Here is a 22,357-nt window from a genome sequence, read left to right on the forward strand (position 1 = left end):
GGGCTGAAAATGAACATAAGTTATCGGACGATCTGGAATGAATCGTTAGGGGCTTTCGTCGCTGTCTCTGAACTAGACACGGCGCACGGAAAAGGGAAGGGCGCAGGCGGCGTTGTGAGTGACGCAGCGCACGCGCCTTATCAGGTAAATGGCGTGCCGCTTACGCTCATGGCCGTTGCAATGACCGTCATGTTCGGCGGCTCGCTGATGACGCCAGATGAGGCTGAAGCACAAACCGCTTTATATCCCGGCACCGGATGCAGTCAGTCATCGACAGCCGGAGCACTGCTGACTGTTGCTGTCGGCTGCGGTGTAACTGCCTCGGGTTCCGGGTCAACTGCTCTCGGTGCAAATACCACGACTTCAGGCGTAAATTCGACAGCGGTCGGATATCTTGCAGTCGCTGCGGCGCAAGGTGCTGCCGCTGTCGGCACAGCGGCGCGCGCGAATAACGTGGGCGCTGTTGCGGTCGGTTCTAATTCGCGATCAAGCGGAGTTAGCAGCGCGGCACTCGGATCGACGGCGAGCGCGGGAGGCGACGGCAGTGCTGCAATTGGCGTTGCCTCATCGTCGGACGGCGATTATTCGCTTGCATTAGGTGCGAGTACGGAAGCGTCGCAAACGGGTGCAATCGCGCTCGGGCACAACGCGACTGCTAGCGGTTCGGCAAGTATGGCTTTGGGGATGAATTCTTCAGCGATTAGGAATAACGCAGTCGCTGTGGGCTTGAACGCAACAGCGAACGGGAACAATTCTTTTGCGGGCGGCACAAATTCGGTCGCGGGGGTGGCAGGCGACGCGACAGTCGTGAATGACATTGTGCTCGGCACGAACGCTAGCGCAACTGGCGGTAATTCGATAGCCCTCGGAGCAGCAACGACGGCTTCGGGAAGCGCGAGTATGGCGATGGGCGCGGCAGCGGTGGCAACCGTACCGGATGCAGTCGCGCTCGGCCACTCGGCGACCGCTAACGCTTCGGCAAGTATGGCGCTCGGTTCAGCCGCGACAGCTTCCGGAATCGGGAGTGCGGCGCTCGGTTCAACCGCGTTAGCAACCGGGGGAAATGCGGTCGCGATCGGGTCTACGGCTTTGGCTGCAGGGAACCGGGCCGTTGCAGTTGGTTATGGTTCGACAGCTTCAGGCATCAATTCTTTTGCCTTCCTGGGAACTGCGTCGGGCACAGGCTCTATGGCGTTCGGCAATAGTTCTACAGCGTCGGGCGCAATGGCAGCACTGTCGTTGGGTAATTTCTCTACGTCGTCCAATACGAATGCGTCTGCATTTGGCGTGTTCGCCACCGCATCAGGTGCAGCCTCGACCGTCGCAGGGTCAGGTGCGAACGCAACCGGCGATTACACAACAGCAGTGGGCGCTAATGCGGCGGCTGCCGGATTGGACAGTACAGCCGTAGGCAAAAGAGCGCGGAGTGTCGGTGATGACTCGACAGCCTTGGGCGAAAACGCCACGGCTTCAGGTGCCGGTTCGCTTGCAGCTGGTTTCGGCTCAATGGCAAACGGGGCGAATTCTTTTGCAGGTAGCACAAACGCAGTCGCAGGCGTAGCAGGTGACACGACAATCGCTAACGATATCGCGCTTGGCAATGGCGCTTCGGCTGTCGGCGGAAATTCGGTTGCAGTCGGCACCTCGTCTACGGCAAGCGGTGCGGGCGCGATGGCAATCGGTCAGGGCGCAATCAGCAGCAACACGAATTCCGTCGCTATTTCCAATGGCGGGGCGGCGACTGGTATCAATGCGGTGGTCATCGGCACGAATTCCACGGCAGCAGGCACGAACGCCACCGCAATCGGCGCGGCAGCGGTTTCGGCAGGCGCGCATTCGGTGACTGTCGGCTCGGGCGCTAAAGCAAACGGCAACGATTCTTTCGCGGCAGGAACCAACTCAGTTGCGGGCATCGACAGCAACACAACGATTATCAATGATCTTGCGCTCGGCAATGCCGCATCGGCTGTCGGCGGAAATTCCGTAGCAATTGGCGCGGCGTCGGTCGCTTCAGGTGCTAGTGCAATGGCACTCGGTCAGGGCGCAACCGCTGCGAACGCCAACAGCGTTGCATTGGGGACCGGCTCGGTTACTGCCGCTGCGAACCCCACGCCAACAGGCACGATTGGCGGCAAGTCGTATGCATTTGCCGGACCCGCGCCGACGAGCGTTGTCAGCGTAGGCGCTAAAGGCACCGAACGTCAAATCACGAATGTGGCCGCAGGCCGGATCAGTGATACGAGCACGGATGCAATCAATGGCTCGCAACTCAACGCGACAAACCTCGCCGTCAATGATCTTTCAACAAGCACATCGACGGGAATTTCCTCGCTCAGTACCGGCGTTTCCAGTTTGTCCACGGGTCTGTCCACGACAAACAGCAACGTGTCCTCATTGTCCACGGCGATTTCGACTTTGAAACCGTCGCATTACATGAGCATCAATGACAACGGCACTCCGCAGGGCAATTATGCGAACGACGGAGCAAGCGGCGTAAATGCACTTGCCATAGGTACAAATACCACGGCGGCGGGCGCAAGCGCGGTGGCTCTCGGCGATGCAGCGAACGGCGCAGCAGCAAATTCCGTCGCGATTGGTCAGAAGGCGACGGCAACAAATGCAGGCGATGTGGCTTTGGGTTCGGGCTCAGTAACTGCAGCAGCGAATCCGACTGCGAGCGCAACTATCGGCGGAAAATCGTACAGCTTTGCAGGAGCAACCCCGAAAAGCGTCGTCAGCGTTGGCGATAAAGGTGCTGAACGACAAATCACGAACGTGGCCGCTGGCCAACTGAACGCAAATTCGACGGATGCCGTCAACGGTTCGCAGCTTGACGCCACGAACCAGGCTGTCGAATCGCTTTCGACAAGCACATCGACGGGAATTTCGAGCCTTAGCACTGGCGTGTCGTCGCTTTCAACGGGCGTCAGTTCCTTATCCACAGGCGTGTCGTCGTTGAGCACCGGCCTTTCCTCGTTGAGCACTTCCACGAGCACGGGAATTTCGAGCCTTTCGACTTCGGCAAGCACCGGCCTTAGCTCGCTTTCGACTTCCGCATCCACCGGTTTGTCTACCGTGACGAGCGGCATCGGTTCGCTTTCGACCGGCTTGTCCACGACAAACAGTAATGTGTCGTCGCTCAGCACTATCGTTTCGGCGAGCAAATCACACTACGTCAGCATCAACGATAACGGCACGCAACAAGGCAATTACGCGAACGACGGCGCAAGCGGCGTAAATGCAATTGCTGTCGGCACGAACGCTACAGCGGCAGGCGCGAGCGGTGTGGCGTTGGGCGACACAGCAAATAGTACGGGCGCGAATTCGGTCGCAGTGGGCGCAAAAGCGGTTGCGACAAATGACGGCGATGTCGCGCTTGGTTCCGGCTCGATCACTGGCGCAGCGAATCCGACAGCAAACGCCACCATCGGCGGAAACACTTACGCGTTCGCAGGCGCAAAACCGGCGAGCGTCGTGAGCGTCGGCGCAAAGGACGCGGAGCGTCAGATTACGAATGTTGCAGCGGGGCGGCTTACCGCAGACAGCACGGATGCCGTGAACGGTTCGCAATTGAACGCAACGAATCAAGCTGTTGATTCGCTCAGCACGTCCACGAGTTCCGGAGTTTCTAGCCTGAGCACGGGCGTATCGTCGCTTTCGACGGGCGTGTCGTCGCTCAGCACGGGTCTTTCGACAACGAACAGCAACGTCACAAGCCTTTCGATTTCCGCTTCGACTGTTGCCAGTTCACTTTCGACCGGCGTATCGTCACTATCAACCGGCGTGAGTTCCTTATCGACTGTCGCAAGCTCACTTTCAACGGGCGTCAGCTCGCTCTCGACGGGTCTGTCGTCGCTGAGCACATCGGCTTCGACCGGAATTTCGTCCCTCAGTACCGGCGCATCGCAATTGTCGGGTTCTATTTCGACCGTCGCGAGCGGGCTGAATTCGTTGAGCACTTCGACATCCACGGTGAACAGTTCACTGTCTACCGGACTTTCGTCGCTCTCGACTTCTGCTTCGACGGGAAATTCGAGCCTCAGCACGAGCGCATCCACCGGCATCGGCAGTCTGTCCACGGGTCTTTCAACGACGAACAGTAACGTCTCGTCGCTAAGCACCGTTGTCGATGCGAACAAAACGCACTACTACAGTGTGAACGACGGCGGCACGCAAGGTTCGAATTACAACAACGATGGTGCGACCGGTGCAAATGCCCTTGCGGCAGGCGTTGGCGCATCCGCTTCGGGCGCGAGCGCAACAGCAGTCGGCAACAATTCGCAGGCGCTGGCCGCTTCGAGCGTGGCTGTAGGCGACAGCAATACGGTCGCGGCAACTGCGGGACCTGGTTCCGTAGCGATGGGCTATAAATCGCAGGCGCTCAACGGTAGTGCAGTCGCAATCGGAAATCAGCAAACCGCAAACGGCGATGGTGCAGTTGCAATCGGCGATCCGGGTTCGGTTTCAGGTACGGGCGCGGTGGGGATTGGCGCAAACAATACAGCGAATGGAACAGGCGCAGTCGCACTCGGTAATTCGAACAGCGCAACCGGAGCCGGCTCGCTTGCCCTCGGCAGCACTTCGACTGCGGCGGCGGATGGCGGGATCGCATTGGGCTCGGCTGCTGTCGCAACAAATGCAGGGGACGTTGCACTTGGCAGCGGTTCGAGCACTGCTGCTGCAAATCCGACTCCGAATGCAACCATCGGCGGAAAGTCCTATGACTTCGCCGGTGCGGCTCCGACGAGTGTCGTCAGTGTCGGCGCGAAAAATGCGGAAAGACAAATCACGAACGTTGCGGCAGGGCAACTCAGTACAGACAGCACGGATGCCGTAAATGGTTCGCAGCTTAACGCAACGAATCAAGCTGTTGATTCGCTTTCGACAAGTACATCGACGGGAATTTCGTCATTGAGCACGGGCGTTTCTAGCCTGTCCACAGTTGCTTCGTCACTTTCGACCGGCGTGTCATCGCTGAGTACCGGCGTTTCGTCGCTCTCGACCTCTGCATCGACCGGAATTTCGTCGTTGTCGAATTCGCTGTCCACAGTCGCAAGTAGCGTCGATTCGCTGTCTACTGGTGTGTCTTCGTTGAGCACCGGCGTTTCCTCATTGAGCACGAGCGCATCGACGGGGATTTCCAGTCTGTCCACGGTCGCTTCGTCACTTTCAACGGGCGTAAGCTCGCTCTCGACTTCGGCTTCGACCGGCATCAGTTCGTTGTCGAATTCCGTCTCGACGATCGCAAGCAATGTCGGCTCACTTTCGACCGGCGTATCGTCGTTGAGCACCGGCCTGTCTTCGCTGAGCACATCGGCATCGACCGGCCTCAGCTCTTTGAGCACTTCCACATCGACGGCAAATAGCTCGCTGTCTACCGGCTTGTCCGGTGCCGTCAGCAACATCAGTTCGTTGAGCACGGGCGCATCGTCCCTCAGCACGGGACTTTCCTCGCTCTCGACTTCCGCGAGCACGGGGCTCAGTTCCCTTTCGACCGGCGTGTCGAATTCGATCAGTTCGTTGAGCACTTCGACATCGACGGCAAATAGTTCGCTCTCGACGGGCCTGTCCGGCGCGGTCAGCAATATCGCATCGCTCAGCACGAGTGCATCGACCGGCATCGGTTCACTTTCGACGGGCGTCGGCAGTCTGAGCACGGGCGTTTCGTCGCTGAGCACTTCGGCTTCGACAGCAGCAAGCTCGCTGTCTACTGCGATTTCCGCAAGCAAAACGCATTACTACAGCGTGAACGACAACGGCGTTCAGGGAGGGAATTACAACAACGACGGTGCAACCGGCGTAAATGCAATCGCTGCGGGTGTCGGTGCTGTAGCACAAGGAAATGCATCGGCGGCAATCGGCTACAACACGAGCGCGCTTGGTGATGGCGCAGTTGCAGTCGGAAGCAGTGCGCAAGCAAACGGAACCGGTGGTGTTGCAATCGGACAGAATTCGGTTTCAAGCGGCAACGACTCGACCGCGTTGGGCCATGGCGCGACAGCATCCGGCGATGGCGATGCAGCCTTCGGAAATAACGCATCGACATCCGGAAACAATTCGGTTGCAGTCGGCAGCGGCGCGGTTGCTTCGACCGATGGCGCAATAGCGTTTGGCGGCAACGCGCAGGCAAAGACGCAAAATTCAATTGCTATCGGAAATGGCGCAACCGCATCGACTGCAAATTCTATTGCGCTCGGCAACGGAGCTTTGACGAAAAATGCCGTTGCGACTTCGAGCGGGACGGTCGGTGGCAATACATACCAATACGCAGGCGCGAACCCCACGGGCGTTGTAAGCGTCGGCACGAAGGACCTGGAGCGCCAGATCACAAACGTTGCAGCAGGCCAGGTGAACGCGAGCAGCACAGACGCGATTAACGGCTCGCAACTGAATGCAACTAATCTCGCTGTTGATGCGCTCTCGACCTCGACATCGACCGGCATTTCGAGCCTCAGCACCGGCGTATCGTCGCTGTCCACGAGCACGAGCACGGCAGTTTCGAGCCTCAGCACGGGCGTTTCGTCGTTGAGCACGGGTGTCTCTTCGCTTTCGACCGGCGTATCGTCTTTGAGCACTGGCGTTTCCTCGCTCTCGACCGGTTTGTCGTCGCTTAGCACGTCCGCATCGACGGGAATTTCGTCGTTGAGCACTTCTGCATCGACCGGCTTGTCCACTGTCACGAGCGGAATCAATTCGCTCTCGACCGGGCTTTCGACAACCGACAGCAATGTCGCATCGTTGTCTACGTCTGCATCGACGGGCCTGTCGTCGCTGAGCACGGGTGTTTCTTCGTTGAGCACGAGCGCATCGACGGGAATTTCGTCGTTGAGCACAGGTGTATCGAGCCTGAGCACTTCGGCTTCGACGGGAATTTCTAGCCTCAGCACTAGCGTGTCGTCGCTTTCGACGGGTGTTTCTTCGTTGAGCACTGGCGTGTCGTCCCTTTCGACCGGCGTGTCCTCGCTCTCGACTTCCACAAGCACCGGTATTTCTTCGTTGAGCGCTTCGACAAGCACTGGTCTTTCGACGGTCGCGAGCAATGTCGCCTCGTTGAGCACAGGCGTAAGCTCACTTTCGACTGGCGTGTCGTCGCTCAGTACCGGCGTTTCGAGTTTGAGCACTTCGGCTTCGACCGGCCTGTCGTCACTGAGCACTGCAACTTCGGCCAGCCTGTCCACGATCACGAGCGGCATCGGTTCCGTGTCGGCATCGACTTCGACGGGCCTGTCTACCGTGACGAGCGGCATCGGTTCGCTTTCGACTGGCCTGTCTAGTGCAACGAGTTCGCTGTCTACAGCGATTTCGGCAAGCAAGACGCACTATTACAGCGTCAACGACAACGGCGTCCAGGGCGCGAATTACGAAAATGACGGCGCGACAGGCATCAATGCACTCGCGGCAGGCGTAGGCGCAACCGCAGCTGGTGCGGCAGGCGTTGCAGTCGGAAATACTGCGAATGCGACGGGCACAAACTCTGTGGCCGTTGGTTCGGGAGCTGTTGCGAAAAATACCGGCGATGTGGCTTTGGGTTCCGGTTCCATCACGGACGTTTCGCATCCGACTGCAAGCGGTACGGTCGGCGGTGCGACCTATCAATATGCAGGTGCAAGTCCTTCGAGTGTCGTTAGCGTCGGCGGTCCGAATGCCGAACGTCAGATTACCAATGTCGCGGCAGGCCAGGTTACGCAAAACAGCACGGACGCAATCAATGGTTCGCAACTGTACGCGACGAACACGGCAATCGATGCGGTCAGCACGTCTACGAGCACTGCGGTTTCTTCGCTGAGCACGGGTATTTCGTCGCTTTCGACTTCCACGAGTACCGGTTTGTCCACGGTAACGAGCGGCATCGGCTCACTCAGCACGGGCGTTTCTTCGTTGAGCACGTCCGCTTCGACAGGTCTGTCAACGGTGGCGAGCAATGTCGGTTCGCTTTCGACTTCGACTTCGGCGGCGGTATCGAGTTTGAGCACCGGAATTTCGGGCGCTACAAGCAGCATCGGTTCGCTGAGCACGGGTATTTCGTCGCTCTCGACCTCGGCATCGACCGGAATTTCGAGCGTCAGCGCAAGTGTGTCCACCGTCGCGAGCGCCGTTGATTCGTTGAGCACGTCCACCAGTACCGGTTTGTCCACGGTAACGAGCGGCATCGGTTCGTTGAGCACGGGCATTTCATCGCTGAGCACATCGGCATCGACGGGTCTTTCGACGGTCATGAGCAACGTCACTTCGTTGAGCACTTCGACATCGGCAAGCGTTTCGAGCTTGAGCACGGGCCTTTCGACAACGGATAGCAATGTGGCTTCGCTGTCCACTTCGGCAAGTACCGGCCTGTCGTCGCTCAGCACGTCTGCTTCGACCGGTCTGTCTACGGTCACGAGCAGCGTTGATTCGCTCAGCACGAGCGCATCGACGGGCCTCAGCACTGTGACGAGCAATATCGGTTCGTTGAGCACGGGCGTAAGTTCCCTTTCGACCGGTATGTCATCGTTGAGCACGTCGGCATCGACGGGAATTTCGTCGCTCTCGACTTCGGCCTCGACTGTCGCAAGTTCGCTTTCGACAGGCGTAAGTTCGTTATCGACGGGTCTTTCGACTGCGGTCAGCGACATTTCTTCGTTGAGCAGTTCGACTTCGACGGGGCTCAGCACTGTGACAAGCAGTGTCGGTTCGTTGAGTACGGGCGTGTCGTCGTTGAGCACGTCTGCATCGACGGGCATCAGTTCTTTGTCCACATCGACTTCGACTGCAATCGAAGCCGCAAAGACGCATTACTACAGCGTCAACGATAACGGCGTGCAGCAAGGCAATTACGCGAACGATGGCGCGACAGGTCTGAACGCAATTGCGGCAGGTACGAACGCCACAGCAGCGGGCGCAAGCAGCGTTGCGATTGGCGACGGCGCAAATGCTGCAAACGATAATTCGGTTGCACTTGGCGCAGGCTCGATTACCGACGTTTCGCATCCGACTCCGAGCGCCGTTATCGGCGGCGCAACGTATCAGTTCGCCGGTGCAAATCCTGTCGGCGTAGTGAGTGTTGGTGCGCCGGGTTCGGAACGTCAAATCACGAACGTCGCGGCGGGTCAAATCAACGCGAACAGCACGGATGCAATCAATGGTTCGCAGCTTTATCAAACGAACCAGGCGATTGATTCGCTGAGCACGTCCACGAGCACGGGAATTATTTCGCTCTCGACAAGCACATCGACGGCTGTATCGAGCCTGAGCACGGGCGTATCGTCGCTGTCCACCTCGACTTCGACGGGCTTGTCCAGTTTGAGCACCGGCCTTTCGACAGTCGTCAGTGACGTAAATTCGTTGAGCACTTCGACTTCGACAGGCTTGTCGTCGCTCTCGACATCCACGAGCACGGGACTTTCGTCGTTGAGCACGTCCACGAGTACGGGCCTCGGTTCGTTGAGCACGGGCCTTTCGACGGTCGTCAGCAACGTCGATTCCCTCAGCACGTCCACGAGCACGGCAATCGGTTCGCTCTCGACTTCGACTTCGACGGGACTGTCTTCGCTCAGCACCGGCGTTTCGTCACTGAGCACGGGTCTTTCAACTGTGACGAGCAGCGTCGATTCCCTGAGCACTTCCACGTCAAGCGGCATCAGCAGCTTGAGCACCGGGGTGTCGTCGCTTTCAACGGGTCTTTCGACCGTGACGAGTAACGTCGATTCGCTCAGCACTTCGACTTCAACAGCAGTTTCGTCGTTGAGCACTTCGACTTCGACGGGCCTGTCATCGCTGAGCACGGGCGTTTCGAGCCTTTCGACTTCGACATCCACGGGAATCAGCAGTTTGAGCACCGGCGTGTCGTCGTTGAGCACTTCCACTTCGACGGCTGTATCGAGTTTGAGTACCGGCCTGTCCACAGTCACGAGCAGCGTTGATTCGCTTTCGACATCGACTTCGACAGCGGTATCCAGTCTGAGCACCGGCGTTTCGTCGTTGTCTACTTCGACTTCGACCGGAATTAGCAGTCTTAGCACGGGCGTTTCGTCGCTCAGCACTTCGACTTCGACGGCTGTTTCGAGCCTGAGCACTGGCATTTCGAGTTTGAGCACGGGCGTTTCGTCGCTGTCGACTTCGACATCGACAGGGATTAGCAGCCTCAGTACGGGCCTGTCTACTGTCACGAGCAGCGTTGATTCGCTTTCAACTTCGACTTCGACGGGTCTCTCGACTGTGACAAGCAGCGTCGATTCGCTCAGTACGTCCACGTCAACCGGCATCGGCTCTCTGTCAACCGGTCTGAGTTCGCTCTCGACAGGTCTGTCCACCGTGACAAGTGGAATCGATTCGTTGAGCACTTCGACTTCGACCGGGATCAGCAGCTTGAGCACCGGTGTGTCGTCGCTTTCGACGGGTCTTTCGACTGTAACGAGCAACGTGGATTCGTTGAGCACGTCCACGAGCACGGCAATCGGTTCGCTCTCGACTTCCACGAGCACGGGCATTTCGAGTTTGAGTACCGGTATTTCGTCGCTGTCCACTTCGACTTCGACAGGTATTTCGAGCTTGAGCACCGGACTTTCGACGGTCACGAGCAATGTGGATTCGCTTTCGATTTCGACTTCGACTGCAACGAGTTCGCTCTCTACTGCAACGAGTTCGCTTTCGACTGGCTTGTCGTCGCTCAGCACGTCCACGAGCACCGGTTTGTCGTCGTTGAGCACTTCGACTTCGAGCGGACTTTCGACTGTGACGAGCAGCGTCAATTCGCTTTCGACGGGCCTGTCCACGACGAACAGCAATGTGTCTTCGCTGTCCACGGTGATTTCGACCCTGAAACCGTCGCACTACCTGAGCATCAACGACAACGGCATCCAGGGCAGCAATTACAACAACGATGGTGCAACGGGCTTTAATGCCATCGCTGTGGGCGTGAACGCCACTGCCGGGGGCACGAATTCTTCGGCATTTGGCAACAACGCAAACGCCGCTGGGGCCGCTGCAACGGCGGTCGGCTACAACGCGAATGCCACCGGTGTGAATTCGAGCGCTATGGGTGTCGGTTCGACTGCATCCGGAGATAACTCGACCGCGTTGGGTGTGGGTTCGGTTGCAAGCGGGCGCGATTCGGTTGCGCTTGGCAAGGGCTCGGTCGCGGACGAGGACAACACCGTTTCCCTCGGTTCGGCTGGTAACGAACGTCGCCTGACGAACGTCGCGCCGGGTATCAACCCGACTGATGGCGTGAACATGTCCCAACTGCAAGGCGTGCAGAACAGCCTGAACAACAGCATCAATTCCGTTGCCCGCAAGGCATACGGCGGCGTTGCTGCGGCTACGGCTCTCACGATGATTCCGGATGTCGATCAAGGCAAGACGCTTTCGGTCGGAATTGGCGGGGCGAGCTATCAGGGCTACGGTGCGACCGCAATCGGCTTCACCGCACGCATTACGAGCAACTTGAAGGTTCGGGGCGGTGTGGGCATCAGCAGCGCCGGCAGTTCGTACGGCGTAGGCGCGTCGTATCAGTGGTAACGGCTGCTTGCGCATAACGCGTTGAAACCTGCGCGGGATGGATTTCACAAGTCTGTCCCGCGCAGAAAAAAGCCGATCCAAAAAACCGAGGAAAAAATGTCAACAAAACTTCTGCTTGTTGCTTTCACCGCCGTGTTGCTCGCGGCCTGTTCGACTTCGCAGGCTCCCCATTGGAATGCATATTCGGTCGGTCTGCCGAACGGTCAGCAGGCATTCCGCGTCGATTGTCACGGTCTCTTCGAAGGCCAGGACGCCTGTTTTTCACAGGCGAAAGAAATCTGCGGCAAAAAGCAGATGCAGCCTATCGAGCAGGTTGCGCCTTTGGGCGACGATCAAAACCCGCGTGACGTGCGCAGTCTCACTTTCCAATGCGCGACGCCGCCGCAGCCTGCGCAACCCATTGTAGCGAAGCCCGCGCCTGTTCCTGCGCCTGTTGTTGCACCGGTTGCTCCACCGAAACGCATCACGCTCGACAGTGACGCGAATTTCGACACGGATAAATCGACGCTGAAAGCAGAGGCGCGCGAAAAACTTGATGTTCTCATTGAAGCTGCGAATGGGACGGTTTTCAGGGCGATCACGATTAACGGCTACACGGATTCGACTGGCTCCGTTGAACACAACCAGGACCTATCCGAAAGGCGTGCGCAGTCGGTAGAGAAGTATCTGCGCGATCACGGCCTGAAGGCGGAGAAATTCAACGTGCACGGCTACGGCGAAAGCAGTCCGGTCGCGAGCAATGCGACAGCCGCAGGCCGTGCGAAAAATCGGCGGGTGGACATCACGCTCGAGTAAAAAATTGCTGCACAGGTACTACCGCAAATGCGCTGTTCGCGCGAGCGTTCGAATGAACAACGACGCTCGCGCATAAAAAGAAATGAGCACGCTTTAGCGCGAAAGGACCAACAGACTAAAAAGAGGGAAAACGGGAAATGAAGATCGGGATTTCTGTGCTCACGCACGCGGGGCAGAGCATATGGGAAAACGGGTTAGGGCAGAACATCTTTTACTTTGTGCAACTGCTGCGCGAGTTGCCTTTTGTGGCAGATATTGTGCTTCTGAACTGCGGCGATCAGCCGTGTTTGCCGCCAGAAGCGGAAGCACTTGCAAACGGCGTGCCGCTCGTCGCTCCGCGTGAGCTGGCCGAACTGCCGGATGTGATTTTCGAAATGGGCGGGGGCCTCGATGTCGAATGGCTCGACTACGCTCGCGCGCGCGGTTCGAAAGTCGTCTTTTTCTGCTGCGGTCAGCCGTATGTGGGCCTGATCGAACCAAGCGTTTTCAAACGTGACGGCTATTTCTCGCGCGCCACACGTTGCGATGAAATCTGGATTCTCGGCAAGGATCGTGCGTTGATTCCGATGATGCGCACGCTGCATCGCTGTCCGGTTGTCGAAGTGCCGTTTCTGTGGGACAGCACATTTATCGAGCAGCGAATCACGGCTGTCGAAAAAGCCGGACTCAAGTTCGGCTACGAATCGCGGCCTGCCCTTGGCGAACCGATACGTCGCAGTCTGAGCGTGGCCGTGTTTGAGCCGAACATTTCAGTCGTCAAATGCTGCGTGATTCCAATGTTGATCGCTGAAGCAGCCTTCCGCGCGGAACCGGATGCCGTCACATCCCTGCACGTCTTGAACAGCGTGAAGATGCAGGATCATCCGTCGTTCTCCTTTCTGCTCGGCTCGATGGATTTGAACCGGCAGGCGCGTGTGCGGCTCGATGGCCGGCACGATTTCGCCGGTTTCATGAGTCAGCACGCCGATGCCGTGATCGCGCATCAATGGCAGAACGATCAGAACATTTTGTACCTCGATGCGCTGTACGGTGGGTATCCGCTTATCCACAATTCGCCGTGGCTCGAAAGATACGGCTACTACTATCCGGATTCAGACATCGAAGCCGGCGCGGCGCAGCTTCTTCGCGCCCGCTCACACGACGCGCACCACAAATATTACCTGCAGCGTTCGCGCAGCTTCCTCGCGTCGCTGTCACCACATGCAGCGCCCAACGCTTCAGCGTACGCGCGGCTGCTGCTCGCCCTGACTGCCAGAAAGGCGGGGGTGGCAGTATGAAAAAGCTAAAGGTCGGCGTGACCATTTATCTGCGTCAAGGCCAGCAGTCCATTTGGGAAAACGGCATTTTTCAGAACTGCTATTTCCTGGCGATGCTGCTCAAGCATTCGCCCAACGTCGAAGCCGCATACCTGGTCAACGGCGGTGACGGCGATCCGGCAGCAGCAGCACAATTTCTCGAATTCGCACCTGTGCCCGTGATCGACCTCGATTCGGCGCGAGAAAAGCTCGACGTGATTGTCGAACTGAGCGCGCAGCTTAATCCGGATTGGGCCCGCAGTTTCTGCGAGAAAGGTCGTCATGTCATCGGCATGCGCGTAGCAAATGATTACGTGATCGACATAGAGCGAATGATGTTCGGTCTGCCACATGGAATGCTCGTGTCAGGCACGCCCTACAGCGCAATCTGGACGTTGCCCGCGTTCGAAAAAACCTGCGCGAGCTATTACGAAACGGCACTGCGTGCGCCAGTGAAGGCGATGCAACACCTGTGGAGCCCTGCGCTCGTTGAGCGTGCGGCAAATGGTGCGTTCGGATACACGCCGGGTCGGTCGAATTGGCGGCTCGCCGTGCTCGAACCGAATATCTGCATGGTGAAAACGTCGCATATTCCGATGCTACTCGCAGACCTTGCGCATCGGCAGCAACCGGGCCTGATCGACTACGCGCGTTTCTTCAACACGATGCATCTGAAAAATGATGCGCAGTTCGTCGGTTTTGCTCGCAGCCTCGATCTCGTCACGCAAGGCCGCGCGACATTCGAGCCGCGTTTGCCGGTCCACGAAATTCTCACGCAGCAAGCGGACGCCATCGTTTCGCACACGTGGGAGAACACACAGAACTACGTCTATTACGAAGCGCTGCACGGCGGTTATCCGCTGATCCACAACTCGGATTTGTTGGGTGGCTGCGGCTATCGGTACGGGGATTTCGATTGCGAAGGGGGAGCCCTCGCGCTGCGTGAAGCGTTCGCCGTTCACGACGCAAGCCTCGATGACTACAGGGCGAAAGCACAGGCATTTCTCGCGACGCTCGATCCGCTTGCGCCCGCAAATATCGAACAGTACAGCGCGGCAATCGCGGCGGTCGTCACTGCCTGAACCGTTTGACCTTATAAAAAGTAGGAGGGAAGTATGAATCGAAAATTACGAATCGGTATCACGATTGGGCTTCACCACGAAGCTGAAAGTCTGTGGGTCAACGGCATCAAGCAGAACGCGCTGTATCTGGCGAAGCTGTTTCGGCATTCGCCGCTGCGTCACGAGGTAACGCTCGTCAACACAACGAACGTGGCCGTTACTTCCGCGCTGCCGTGGGATTTGAACCGCTTCCCGACACGTGCGTTCGCGGATGCAAAAGACAGTCTCGATGTGTTGATCGAACTGGGCGGCCAGATCAGCAACGAGCAGACGGCCTATCTCAAAACACGTGGTACGAAGATCGTTAGCTACTGCTGCGGGCCTGAATGCGTGCAGATGACTGAGGCGATGATTTTCGGGCGGCGTCTGACCGATCACGTTTTCATCAACCAGAACTATGACCAGGTTTGGGCGATTCCCCAGGTGATGGAGACAAGCGCAGGCTTTCTCGGCGTGCTGCGGCGTCATAAAGTCGTCCCTGTGCCTTTCGTGTGGGACTCGATGTGCAACAACATGCGTACGAACGAAATGCCGTTCGCAGGCGAATACAGGCCGGGTAAGGGGCCTGCACGCATATCGATCATGGAACCGAATATCGACGTGCTGAAGTTCTGCCTGAATCCGCTGCTGATTGCAGAAAGTGCATATCGACAGGTTGGCGAAAAACTCGGCTACGTGCACGTGACGAACGCTGAACATCTGGCGCGCTCGTGTCCTGAATTTATCGGCATCGCGCATTACCTGGACCTGGTGCGCGACAGCAAGGTCAGCTTCGTTGGCCGTCATGACACGCCGCAATTTCTGGCTGAGCACACGGATATCGTCGTGTCGCATCAATGGGGCCTCGCGCTGAACTATTTCTATTTCGATGCGGCCTGGAACGGATATGCGCTCGTGCATAACGCGCATCTGTGCAAGGAAGTCGGGTACTTCTATCCGGAAAGCGATCTGGATGCAGGTACGCAGCAGCTTGTGCAGGCGATCAAAAACCATAACGGCAATTGGGAAACGTATCGCACCCGTCAGCGCGCAGCGATCAAACCTTTCCTTGCCACGCACGAACCGCTTATTGCCCGTTACGACGAATTGCTCGCGGCGCTAGTCGCGGCCTAACCAGAAAACCACACGTGAAAAAAACACAGATGAGGAAAACACACATGCAAAACGTACGTACTCCGCGCGTGACGGGTTTGATGGTTCTGGCAATCGTCGCGGCTGGACTTCACGTGCCGACGGCGCTCGCAGCTTCTGATGATGCCGTGGCGACGGTCAACGGCGTGGCCGTCCATCGCGTCGAATTAGAGGAAGCGATGACAGGCCGTCCCGAAACGATGCGACCGGAAATTCTGCAAGGGCTCGTTGCGCGTGAATTGCTGCGTCAGGCAGCGGAGCGCGAAGGCTTGGGCAACACGGAACCGGTTCGCGCCGCAATGCAGAAAGCGAAAATCGATACCGAAAATCGGCTGTACGTTGCGCGGCATCTGTCTGCTGAACCGGTCACGGATGCCGAGGTGCGCCAACGCTATAACGAAATCATCAGCGAACTTGGGCCGTATCAGTATCAGGTAAGTCAGATGGTGTTTGCCGATGAGCCGACAGCACGATTCGCGTTGATGCTGCTTCAGAGCGGCGATTCGTTTGATCAGGTCGCTGCACGCACGCAGGCGAGTGCTGCGCAAACGGCATGGGTCAGCTTCAAAACTCCGATCACAGAAGGTCACACGCAAGGTGTGCCGGTGCCGCTCGCGCATGTTATCGCGACGTTGAAGACCGGCGAAATCACGCGCACGCCTGTTCGCGTCGGCGACAGCTTTATCGTTGCGCGCCTCAATGATCGACGCGCTACGGTGGTTCCGTCTTATGACGAAGCGCGCGAACCGATGCGCAAAGCGATGCAGGGCAAAAAGAACGATGACGCTTTTGCAGGGCTGATTGGTCGGCTTGCGGAGAAATCGGCCATCCGTCCGCAACAGACTTTCCGGAGCGCATCGAAATGACGCTGACACAAGTGACGGGGAAGCAAATGACGGACGCGCAAATGAAATGGCTCGGTGATGTCGAAAATAAAATCACGCGCAGCGATCTGATTGGCGCGTCACGACTGCTCGATGCGCAGCGCGCGATGGAGTCAGATGAGCCGATAGTGTTGATCGCGTGCAGCCGCTTGATGATTCTGCGTGGGCGGCTCATGCAAGCACAGCAACTGCTCGATAAGGCACTCAGCATCAAACCGGACAACGTAGACGCGCTTGTCGAACGTGCGCGCGTGGCGATCAGGCTCGGCAACGATGCCGATGCGCAGGAATGGTTTCAGCGCGCGTGGAATACCGGCGCACGCGGCGACGTGTGGCTCATCGACTGGTTCGATTCTTCATCGCGCATGGGGCGGGGCGATGACGCCATCAATATCGCGATCATTCTTTGTGAGCATTTCGGCGCCGATGCCGGGAACTGGTTTCGGCTCGGGCTCGCGTATCAGCAGACGCGACGCCATGCGCAGGCGCTCGATGCATACCAGAAGGCCCTCAGCCTGAACACGAAATTGCCGATGCTGCGCAACAACCTCGGCGCTGCCTATCTCGAATTGACCCGGTACGACGAGGCGCGTCAGCTTTTCGAAGCGACACTTGCTGAAGACGCGGATCACGCCTTGGCGTGGACAAATCTTGCGTCTGTGCTGCTCAAAACCGGCAAGCTCAATGACAGCCTGGTCGCAGCCGAACGGGCATGCGCGCTCGCGCCGAATCTCGTCAGCGCGTTGCAGACATATTCGTACGTGCTGCGCGAGTTGCAACAGTTCTCCGGCGCACTCGAAATCGCGCAGCGGGCGCTGAGCTTCAATCCGGAAAATCCTTCGCTGATCTGGACTATCGCCATGCTGCAATTGCTGCTCGGCGACTACGAAAACGGCTGGCGAAATCACGAGGCGCGCTGGAGCGGTTCGCCGGAACTGCGTGATGTCGTGCCGAATATCCCCGCGCCACGTTGGAACGGCGAAGCGCTGAAGGGTAAAACGATTTTCGTTTGGGGCGAGCAGGGGCACGGCGATGCATTGCAGTTTGTGCGTTTTGTCCCGGCTGTCGCTGAATTCGTGGAACAGCAGGGCGGCAAGCTGGTTTATTGCTGTTTCAGCAGTCTGCAAATGCTTTTTGCACGCAGCCTCGGTGATGAAGTGCCGACAATCATTCCGCACGACCAGCGTCCGCTGCCGCATTTCGATTTTCATTTGCCCGTGGGCAGTCTGCCTTTTCTACTCGGTGTGACGCTCAACGATTTGCCCGACGAACCGTATCTGAAAGCCGATCCGCAGAAGGTCCAGACGTGGAGCAAGTATCTGCCGAACGACCGGAAATTGCGTGTTGGCCTCGTGTGGAGCGGCAGCAAAACCCATCAGCGCAACGGACTGCGTTCGGTCGATCCGCTGAATTACGCACGCGCCTTTGCAGGCATGAGCCATGTCACGTTCGTGAATCTGCAGATGGACGCGGAAACGGACGTGCAGCATCTGCGCGGCGCGGGCCTGACTGTCGCAAATCCGGCTGCGGAATTGTCATCGTTTGACGACACAGCAGCAGTCGTCAGCGGCCTCGATCTCGTCATCACTGTGTGCACGTCGATTGCGCATCTGGCGGGCGGCCTGGGCGTGCCTACGTGGGTCCTGCTCGACGTTAATCCGCATTGGGTCTGGATGACGGACCGCACGGATAGTCCGTGGTACGCAAACACGCGCCTTTACCGCCAATCCACATACGGCGACTGGACGCCTGTTTTCGAAGCGCTGACGCGCGATCTTGCCCTGCTCGCGTTCAGTCACGAAACGCAGGTTGAGCAAACAGAAAAGGCAACGGGGAGCCTGCATTGAAACGGATCAATCTTTCCACCGCACTGGGTGCGTGCGCTGACGATATCGTTCGTGAAAAAATCGCGATGAAAGTCGGATTGCCTGCGCCCGCAATCGCGGACGTTTTCAGCCGTGCCGGATCGATTCTGATTGCCGCGCTTGCTGCGCGATCATCGGAAGGGCGCGAGGAAACTGTCATGGTATTCGGCGCGTTGATGTCGCGCGATATCAACCCGCGCATTGACGACGAGTGCGCAAAGCTGGTCGATACGACCGGTCAACTGAAAGAGCTTGAACACGCGGGCTTCACGTTCGTGGCTCGCGCGACCGGCAGAGATGCGAGCGTGCTGAGTGATCACGTCGCCACGCAAATTGGCGTACCGGCGCAGGCTACGTGCGCATTGACATGCATTTGCGCCGCGATTCTCGGCGGATTAATCAAACATCACGTGCTGATCGAGCAGGCCGATATTTCGGAATTGCCGGGGCTGTTCGCGTCGCAGCTTGCGACGATTGCGGACCATCTGAACGAAGGATCGATAGATGCGCTCGGCTACCTGCAACCAGATGTGCAGGTTTTTCTCGACAGGGTATCGGTGCGGCTCGCGGTTGTAGCTGCGGACTTCGAACCGCAGCGGCCACGCGTGAGCGCAGAAGCAAAACCGGCGCAGCAACTGGCGCAAATTCCGTCGCACAACCGCTTCGAAGCCGGAAAGGTATTCGTCAACGATATCCGCTTCACGAGCACGATCAAACCGTCTTCATCAATTGCCGCAGCACTCGCTGCTGCGAAAGACGAAAAACCGCGACCACGGCGCACGTGGAAAGTGTTCGCGCTGACTACGGCGTCGGTACTGATCGCGGCTTTCGCGTGGGCGAAATTCTATCACTGGCCGGAAGTCGTTTCCTTCGTGAATCAGCTGGCAAATTCGACGCAGCACGGTAGTTCGGGGGTATCCGGTCCTGTCTCGTCAGGCGTGCGCGTCGCGAGCAGCAAGTAATTTTTTAATCAAGGTTTGGCCCTCCTGTCCCGGCGACCCTCGTAAAGCCGGGGCATTTTCGGTCGGCGAGGTTTGTTCGCCTCGCCGACTCTTTTTTGGATCAATCGTCAGGCGTCTGTTCTCCAGGCTCCTGCAATCTTTTTGGTGGTTTGGCGCGCTCGATTAGCTGGCGCAGCCAGGATAGGCCGTATGCATCGACTTTTGCCCACTGTGAGGCGGTCAGCCGGATCGAACGCTGAACGAGTTTCCGCTCAGCAGGAAGCGGCGGTCTTCCGCCTTGGTTTTTTGGTTTGGAACCTCGATCGATCTTTCGTCCATTGAAGCCAACATGCTTTGGCATCTCCCGAGATTGCTTCGGAAGGCAAAACGAACACCGACAGACCGTAGCTGATCCGGGCGCCTGTCCCGCCGCCAAAAATAGCAGGTAGCCGCTCGCGAATCAGATGACGCCCTGCCTTTTCTATGGCCTGCGCCGCTTCGCTGGCATCACGCGGCAAGCCTCCCGACAGCACACGGAAACACGCAGAGCAATGTCCGTCGACATCAGAACGATATCGGTCAATTACCTCATGCTGAGCCAGCAATCGCTTTAGCAAAGCCGTTGCTTCCTCGCCGAACTGAGTGAGAGCCTGTTGAGTCGATTCCTCGCCGAATATGTGGGTCAGACGCGTGATATCCGCAATCCTGACGCTGACTACGGCGGTTATTTCCGTCATTGAAGGCAACCCCGTCGTATTCTTCTTACGCTCTTCGAAAAATGGTTCTGCCAAACTCGCTCGGGACCTTCCGGAAAGCTGATCGCATCCCTCCACATTACTGCGTAGCGCCGACCTGGCGCAGCGTGAGATGCGCAGCGGTGAGCGGCGTACCCGGGTCATTCTGCACGGACTCTCTCTGTTTAATTTGGACCGGTAGCCGTCAATGCGCTCGATACAATTTCCGCACTACTGCGATGCGGCTTGCGCATGGCCGCTAACCTCGCAGCCGGCGTCGGGTTCGATGCCGATAAAGTAGAGTATGGAGATCAGTACCAACGCCGCGACAAGCAGAAACGCGACCCGGAAGTCAGCGAGCGAAAGCTGCGCGTGGCCGCCATGTATCAGGACTGCAGCATGCAGCGCGATCGCACCGAATGCGATGCCTAGACCGATGGTCATCTGCTGGACCATGCTGAAAAACGTGCTCGCCGAACTCATCCGCGCTGGCGGCACATCCGCGAATGCGAGCGTGTTGATGCTGGTGAACTGCATCGATCGGCATAGCCCGCCGATCAGCAGCACCAGCATGATCAGCGTGCGTGGCGTGTCCGGCGAGAGTAGGGCGCACAGGGCGATGGTGGCGGCAGTGAGCAGGCCATTCACGATCATTACCTTGCGAAAACCAAAGCGCTTGAGAATGGGCGTGGTGACGGTCTTCATGGCCAGATTGCCGGCCGCGTAAGCGAGCACGAGCAAACCGGCGGCGAACGCGTTCAGCCCGAAACCGAGTTGGAAGAACAGCGGCAACAGGAAGGGCGAAACGCTGACCGAGACGACATACAACGAACCTCCTTCGAGGGTGACGCGAAAGGTCGGGATTCGCCACGGCGCAAGATCGATCAGCGGATGTTCGGCACGCCGGAAATGCCGTACCGCGAAGGCCGCGGCGACCACGCCACCCGTCAGGGCCGCGACCGTGATGTGCCAGTCGCCATATGGTTGCCCAACGAGTTCCATGCCATACATGAGGCAGGTTAGCGCGACTCCGCTAAGCACGAATCCGGGCACATCGAACGGCCGGCGGCTGGATTCGCGGTAGTTCGGAATGAACGTGGCGGTCAGCACCAGACCCAGCAGACCGATCGGTACGTTCAGCAAAAAGATCCACCGCCAGCTGAAATAGGTCGATATAAAGCCGCCCAGCGCTGGACCCAGCACCGGTGCGGCCAACCCGGGCCACGTAATGTAGGCGATCGAGCGCATCAGGTGACGCTTCTCAGTGCTGCGCAGCACCGCGAGCCGGCCTACCGGCACCATCATTGCACCGCCGAGTCCCTGCAGGATCCGCGCGACTGTGAATTCGACGAGACCGTTGCTGAGTCCGCAAAGTATCGAGGCGCCCGTGAACACGACGATGGCGCTACCGAACACAGAGCGTTGCCCAAAGCGATCCGCTACCCAGCCGCTGATCGGGATGAAAACCGCGAGCGCGAGCAGATAGGCGGTCATGCCGATACTCAACCTCACGGGCGTGACGCCGAACGTAGCGGCCATGTGGGGCAGCGCCGTCGCAATCACCGTAGCGTCCAGGTTCTCCATGAAATAGGCACTGGCGACGATCAACGCAATGACGACCGATTGACGGCTTGACAAAGACATGAGCGGAGAACCGATACGGGTTGAGTGGCAGACTCGCAAACGCCCTGGCGCGGGTGTTTGCCGATGCCGGCAGTCACAGATGAAGCTCGCTTCGCGATGGCACTGAGATAGTGCATGGCTAGACCGGGAGCATGGCGACACCGGTTCATGCTTGCGGACGATGTACTCTATCAAATCATAAGTCGTCATGTGAAGACGTATTTGAAAAACCCGTTCACAAGGGAGGGGCATGAAGGCAGGGATGGCGCCGATCAAACGGCCGATAAAAAAACGCCACATCGCGATTTCCCTTACAAACAGGCAAATACACGAGCTTGCATGCTGGATCGACGTCGAGCCTGTTCATGGAAATGTAGTCGTCAATTGACGATTTAATTTATCGGCGATATCCTCGTTGCCAATGCGATGGCTGAAGCAGTAGCTATCCAACGGGGTGAACAGCGCCGCACGC

At 58.0% G+C, this 22,357-nt stretch carries 11 protein-coding genes and 3 pseudogenes; 11 read left to right on the forward strand and 3 right to left on the reverse strand.

The genetic code is table 11. From position 1 onward, the window contains the following. Nucleotides 1-9: 9 nt before the first annotated feature. From OKW26_RS10790 to OKW26_RS10800, 3 pseudogenes are all read left to right on the forward strand, one after another. Nucleotides 10-2,076: pseudogene (locus tag OKW26_RS10790) on the forward strand (ESPR-type extended signal peptide-containing protein); the annotation flags it as partial. 96 nt (nucleotides 2,077-2,172) lie between these two features. Then, a pseudogene (locus OKW26_RS10795) lies at nucleotides 2,173-5,175 on the forward strand (YadA family autotransporter adhesin); the annotation flags it as partial. A gap of 735 nt (nucleotides 5,176-5,910) precedes the next feature. Continuing rightward, a pseudogene (locus OKW26_RS10800) lies at nucleotides 5,911-9,135 on the forward strand (beta strand repeat-containing protein); the annotation flags it as partial. On the opposite strand, the gene OKW26_RS10805 reads toward OKW26_RS10800, so the two are convergent. Beyond that, nucleotides 9,135-10,664, reverse strand: a complete 1,530-nt coding sequence (locus OKW26_RS10805) for a hypothetical protein (RefSeq protein WP_429353593.1) — start codon at nucleotides 10,662-10,664, stop codon at nucleotides 9,135-9,137. The pseudogene OKW26_RS10800 and the gene OKW26_RS10805 sit on opposite strands and share 1 nt — an antisense overlap. 13 nt (nucleotides 10,665-10,677) lie before the next feature. Here OKW26_RS10805 and OKW26_RS10810 point away from each other — a divergent pair, with 13 nt between their 5' ends. The 8 genes from OKW26_RS10810 to OKW26_RS10845 all read left to right on the forward strand — a co-directional run bounded on the left by OKW26_RS10810 (nucleotide 10,678) and on the right by OKW26_RS10845 (nucleotide 19,549). Then, complete coding sequence (locus OKW26_RS10810) at nucleotides 10,678-11,496, forward strand: YadA family autotransporter adhesin (RefSeq protein ID WP_429354213.1); 819 nt, start codon at nucleotides 10,678-10,680, stop codon at nucleotides 11,494-11,496. A gap of 96 nt (nucleotides 11,497-11,592) precedes the next feature. Further along, entirely contained in the window at nucleotides 11,593-12,291 is a 699-nt protein-coding gene (locus tag OKW26_RS10815) for an OmpA family protein (protein WP_429353594.1), read from the forward strand. 137 nt (nucleotides 12,292-12,428) lie between these two features. Then, nucleotides 12,429-13,568, forward strand: a complete 1,140-nt coding sequence (locus tag OKW26_RS10820; RefSeq protein ID WP_429353595.1) for a DUF2827 family protein — start codon at nucleotides 12,429-12,431, stop codon at nucleotides 13,566-13,568. Then, on the forward strand, nucleotides 13,565-14,668 hold the full coding sequence (locus tag OKW26_RS10825; RefSeq protein WP_429353596.1) for a DUF2827 domain-containing protein: 1,104 nt from the start codon (nucleotides 13,565-13,567) through the stop codon (nucleotides 14,666-14,668). The genes OKW26_RS10820 and OKW26_RS10825 overlap by 4 nt, the downstream gene beginning before the upstream one ends. 33 nt (nucleotides 14,669-14,701) lie before the next feature. After that, entirely contained in the window at nucleotides 14,702-15,820 is a 1,119-nt protein-coding gene (locus tag OKW26_RS10830; protein WP_429353597.1) for a DUF2827 domain-containing protein, read from the forward strand. Next, nucleotides 15,709-16,704: a peptidylprolyl isomerase gene (locus OKW26_RS10835; RefSeq protein ID WP_429353598.1), complete on the forward strand. Its 996-nt coding sequence runs from the start codon at nucleotides 15,709-15,711 to the stop codon at nucleotides 16,702-16,704. The genes OKW26_RS10830 and OKW26_RS10835 overlap by 112 nt, the downstream gene beginning before the upstream one ends. Further along, nucleotides 16,701-18,569: a tetratricopeptide repeat protein gene (locus OKW26_RS10840; RefSeq protein ID WP_429353599.1), complete on the forward strand. Its 1,869-nt coding sequence runs from the start codon at nucleotides 16,701-16,703 to the stop codon at nucleotides 18,567-18,569. The genes OKW26_RS10835 and OKW26_RS10840 overlap by 4 nt, the downstream gene beginning before the upstream one ends. A gap of 176 nt (nucleotides 18,570-18,745) precedes the next feature. Further along, on the forward strand, nucleotides 18,746-19,549 hold the full coding sequence (locus OKW26_RS10845; RefSeq protein ID WP_429353600.1) for a hypothetical protein: 804 nt from the start codon (nucleotides 18,746-18,748) through the stop codon (nucleotides 19,547-19,549). Between the two features lie 251 nt (nucleotides 19,550-19,800). Here OKW26_RS10845 and OKW26_RS10850 read toward each other — a convergent pair whose 3' ends face one another. Beyond that, nucleotides 19,801-20,319 (reverse strand): hypothetical protein, encoded by a 519-nt coding sequence (locus tag OKW26_RS10850; protein WP_429353601.1) that lies wholly within the window; start codon nucleotides 20,317-20,319, stop codon nucleotides 19,801-19,803. Between the two features lie 174 nt (nucleotides 20,320-20,493). Continuing rightward, on the reverse strand, nucleotides 20,494-21,906 hold the full coding sequence (locus OKW26_RS10855; RefSeq protein ID WP_429354214.1) for a DHA2 family efflux MFS transporter permease subunit: 1,413 nt from the start codon (nucleotides 21,904-21,906) through the stop codon (nucleotides 20,494-20,496). Nucleotides 21,907-22,357 lie beyond the last annotated feature (451 nt).

The organism is Paraburkholderia sp. 32, from assembly GCF_050435345.1.
In the GTDB taxonomy this organism is placed as follows: Bacteria; Pseudomonadota; Gammaproteobacteria; order Burkholderiales; family Burkholderiaceae; genus Paraburkholderia; species Paraburkholderia tuberum.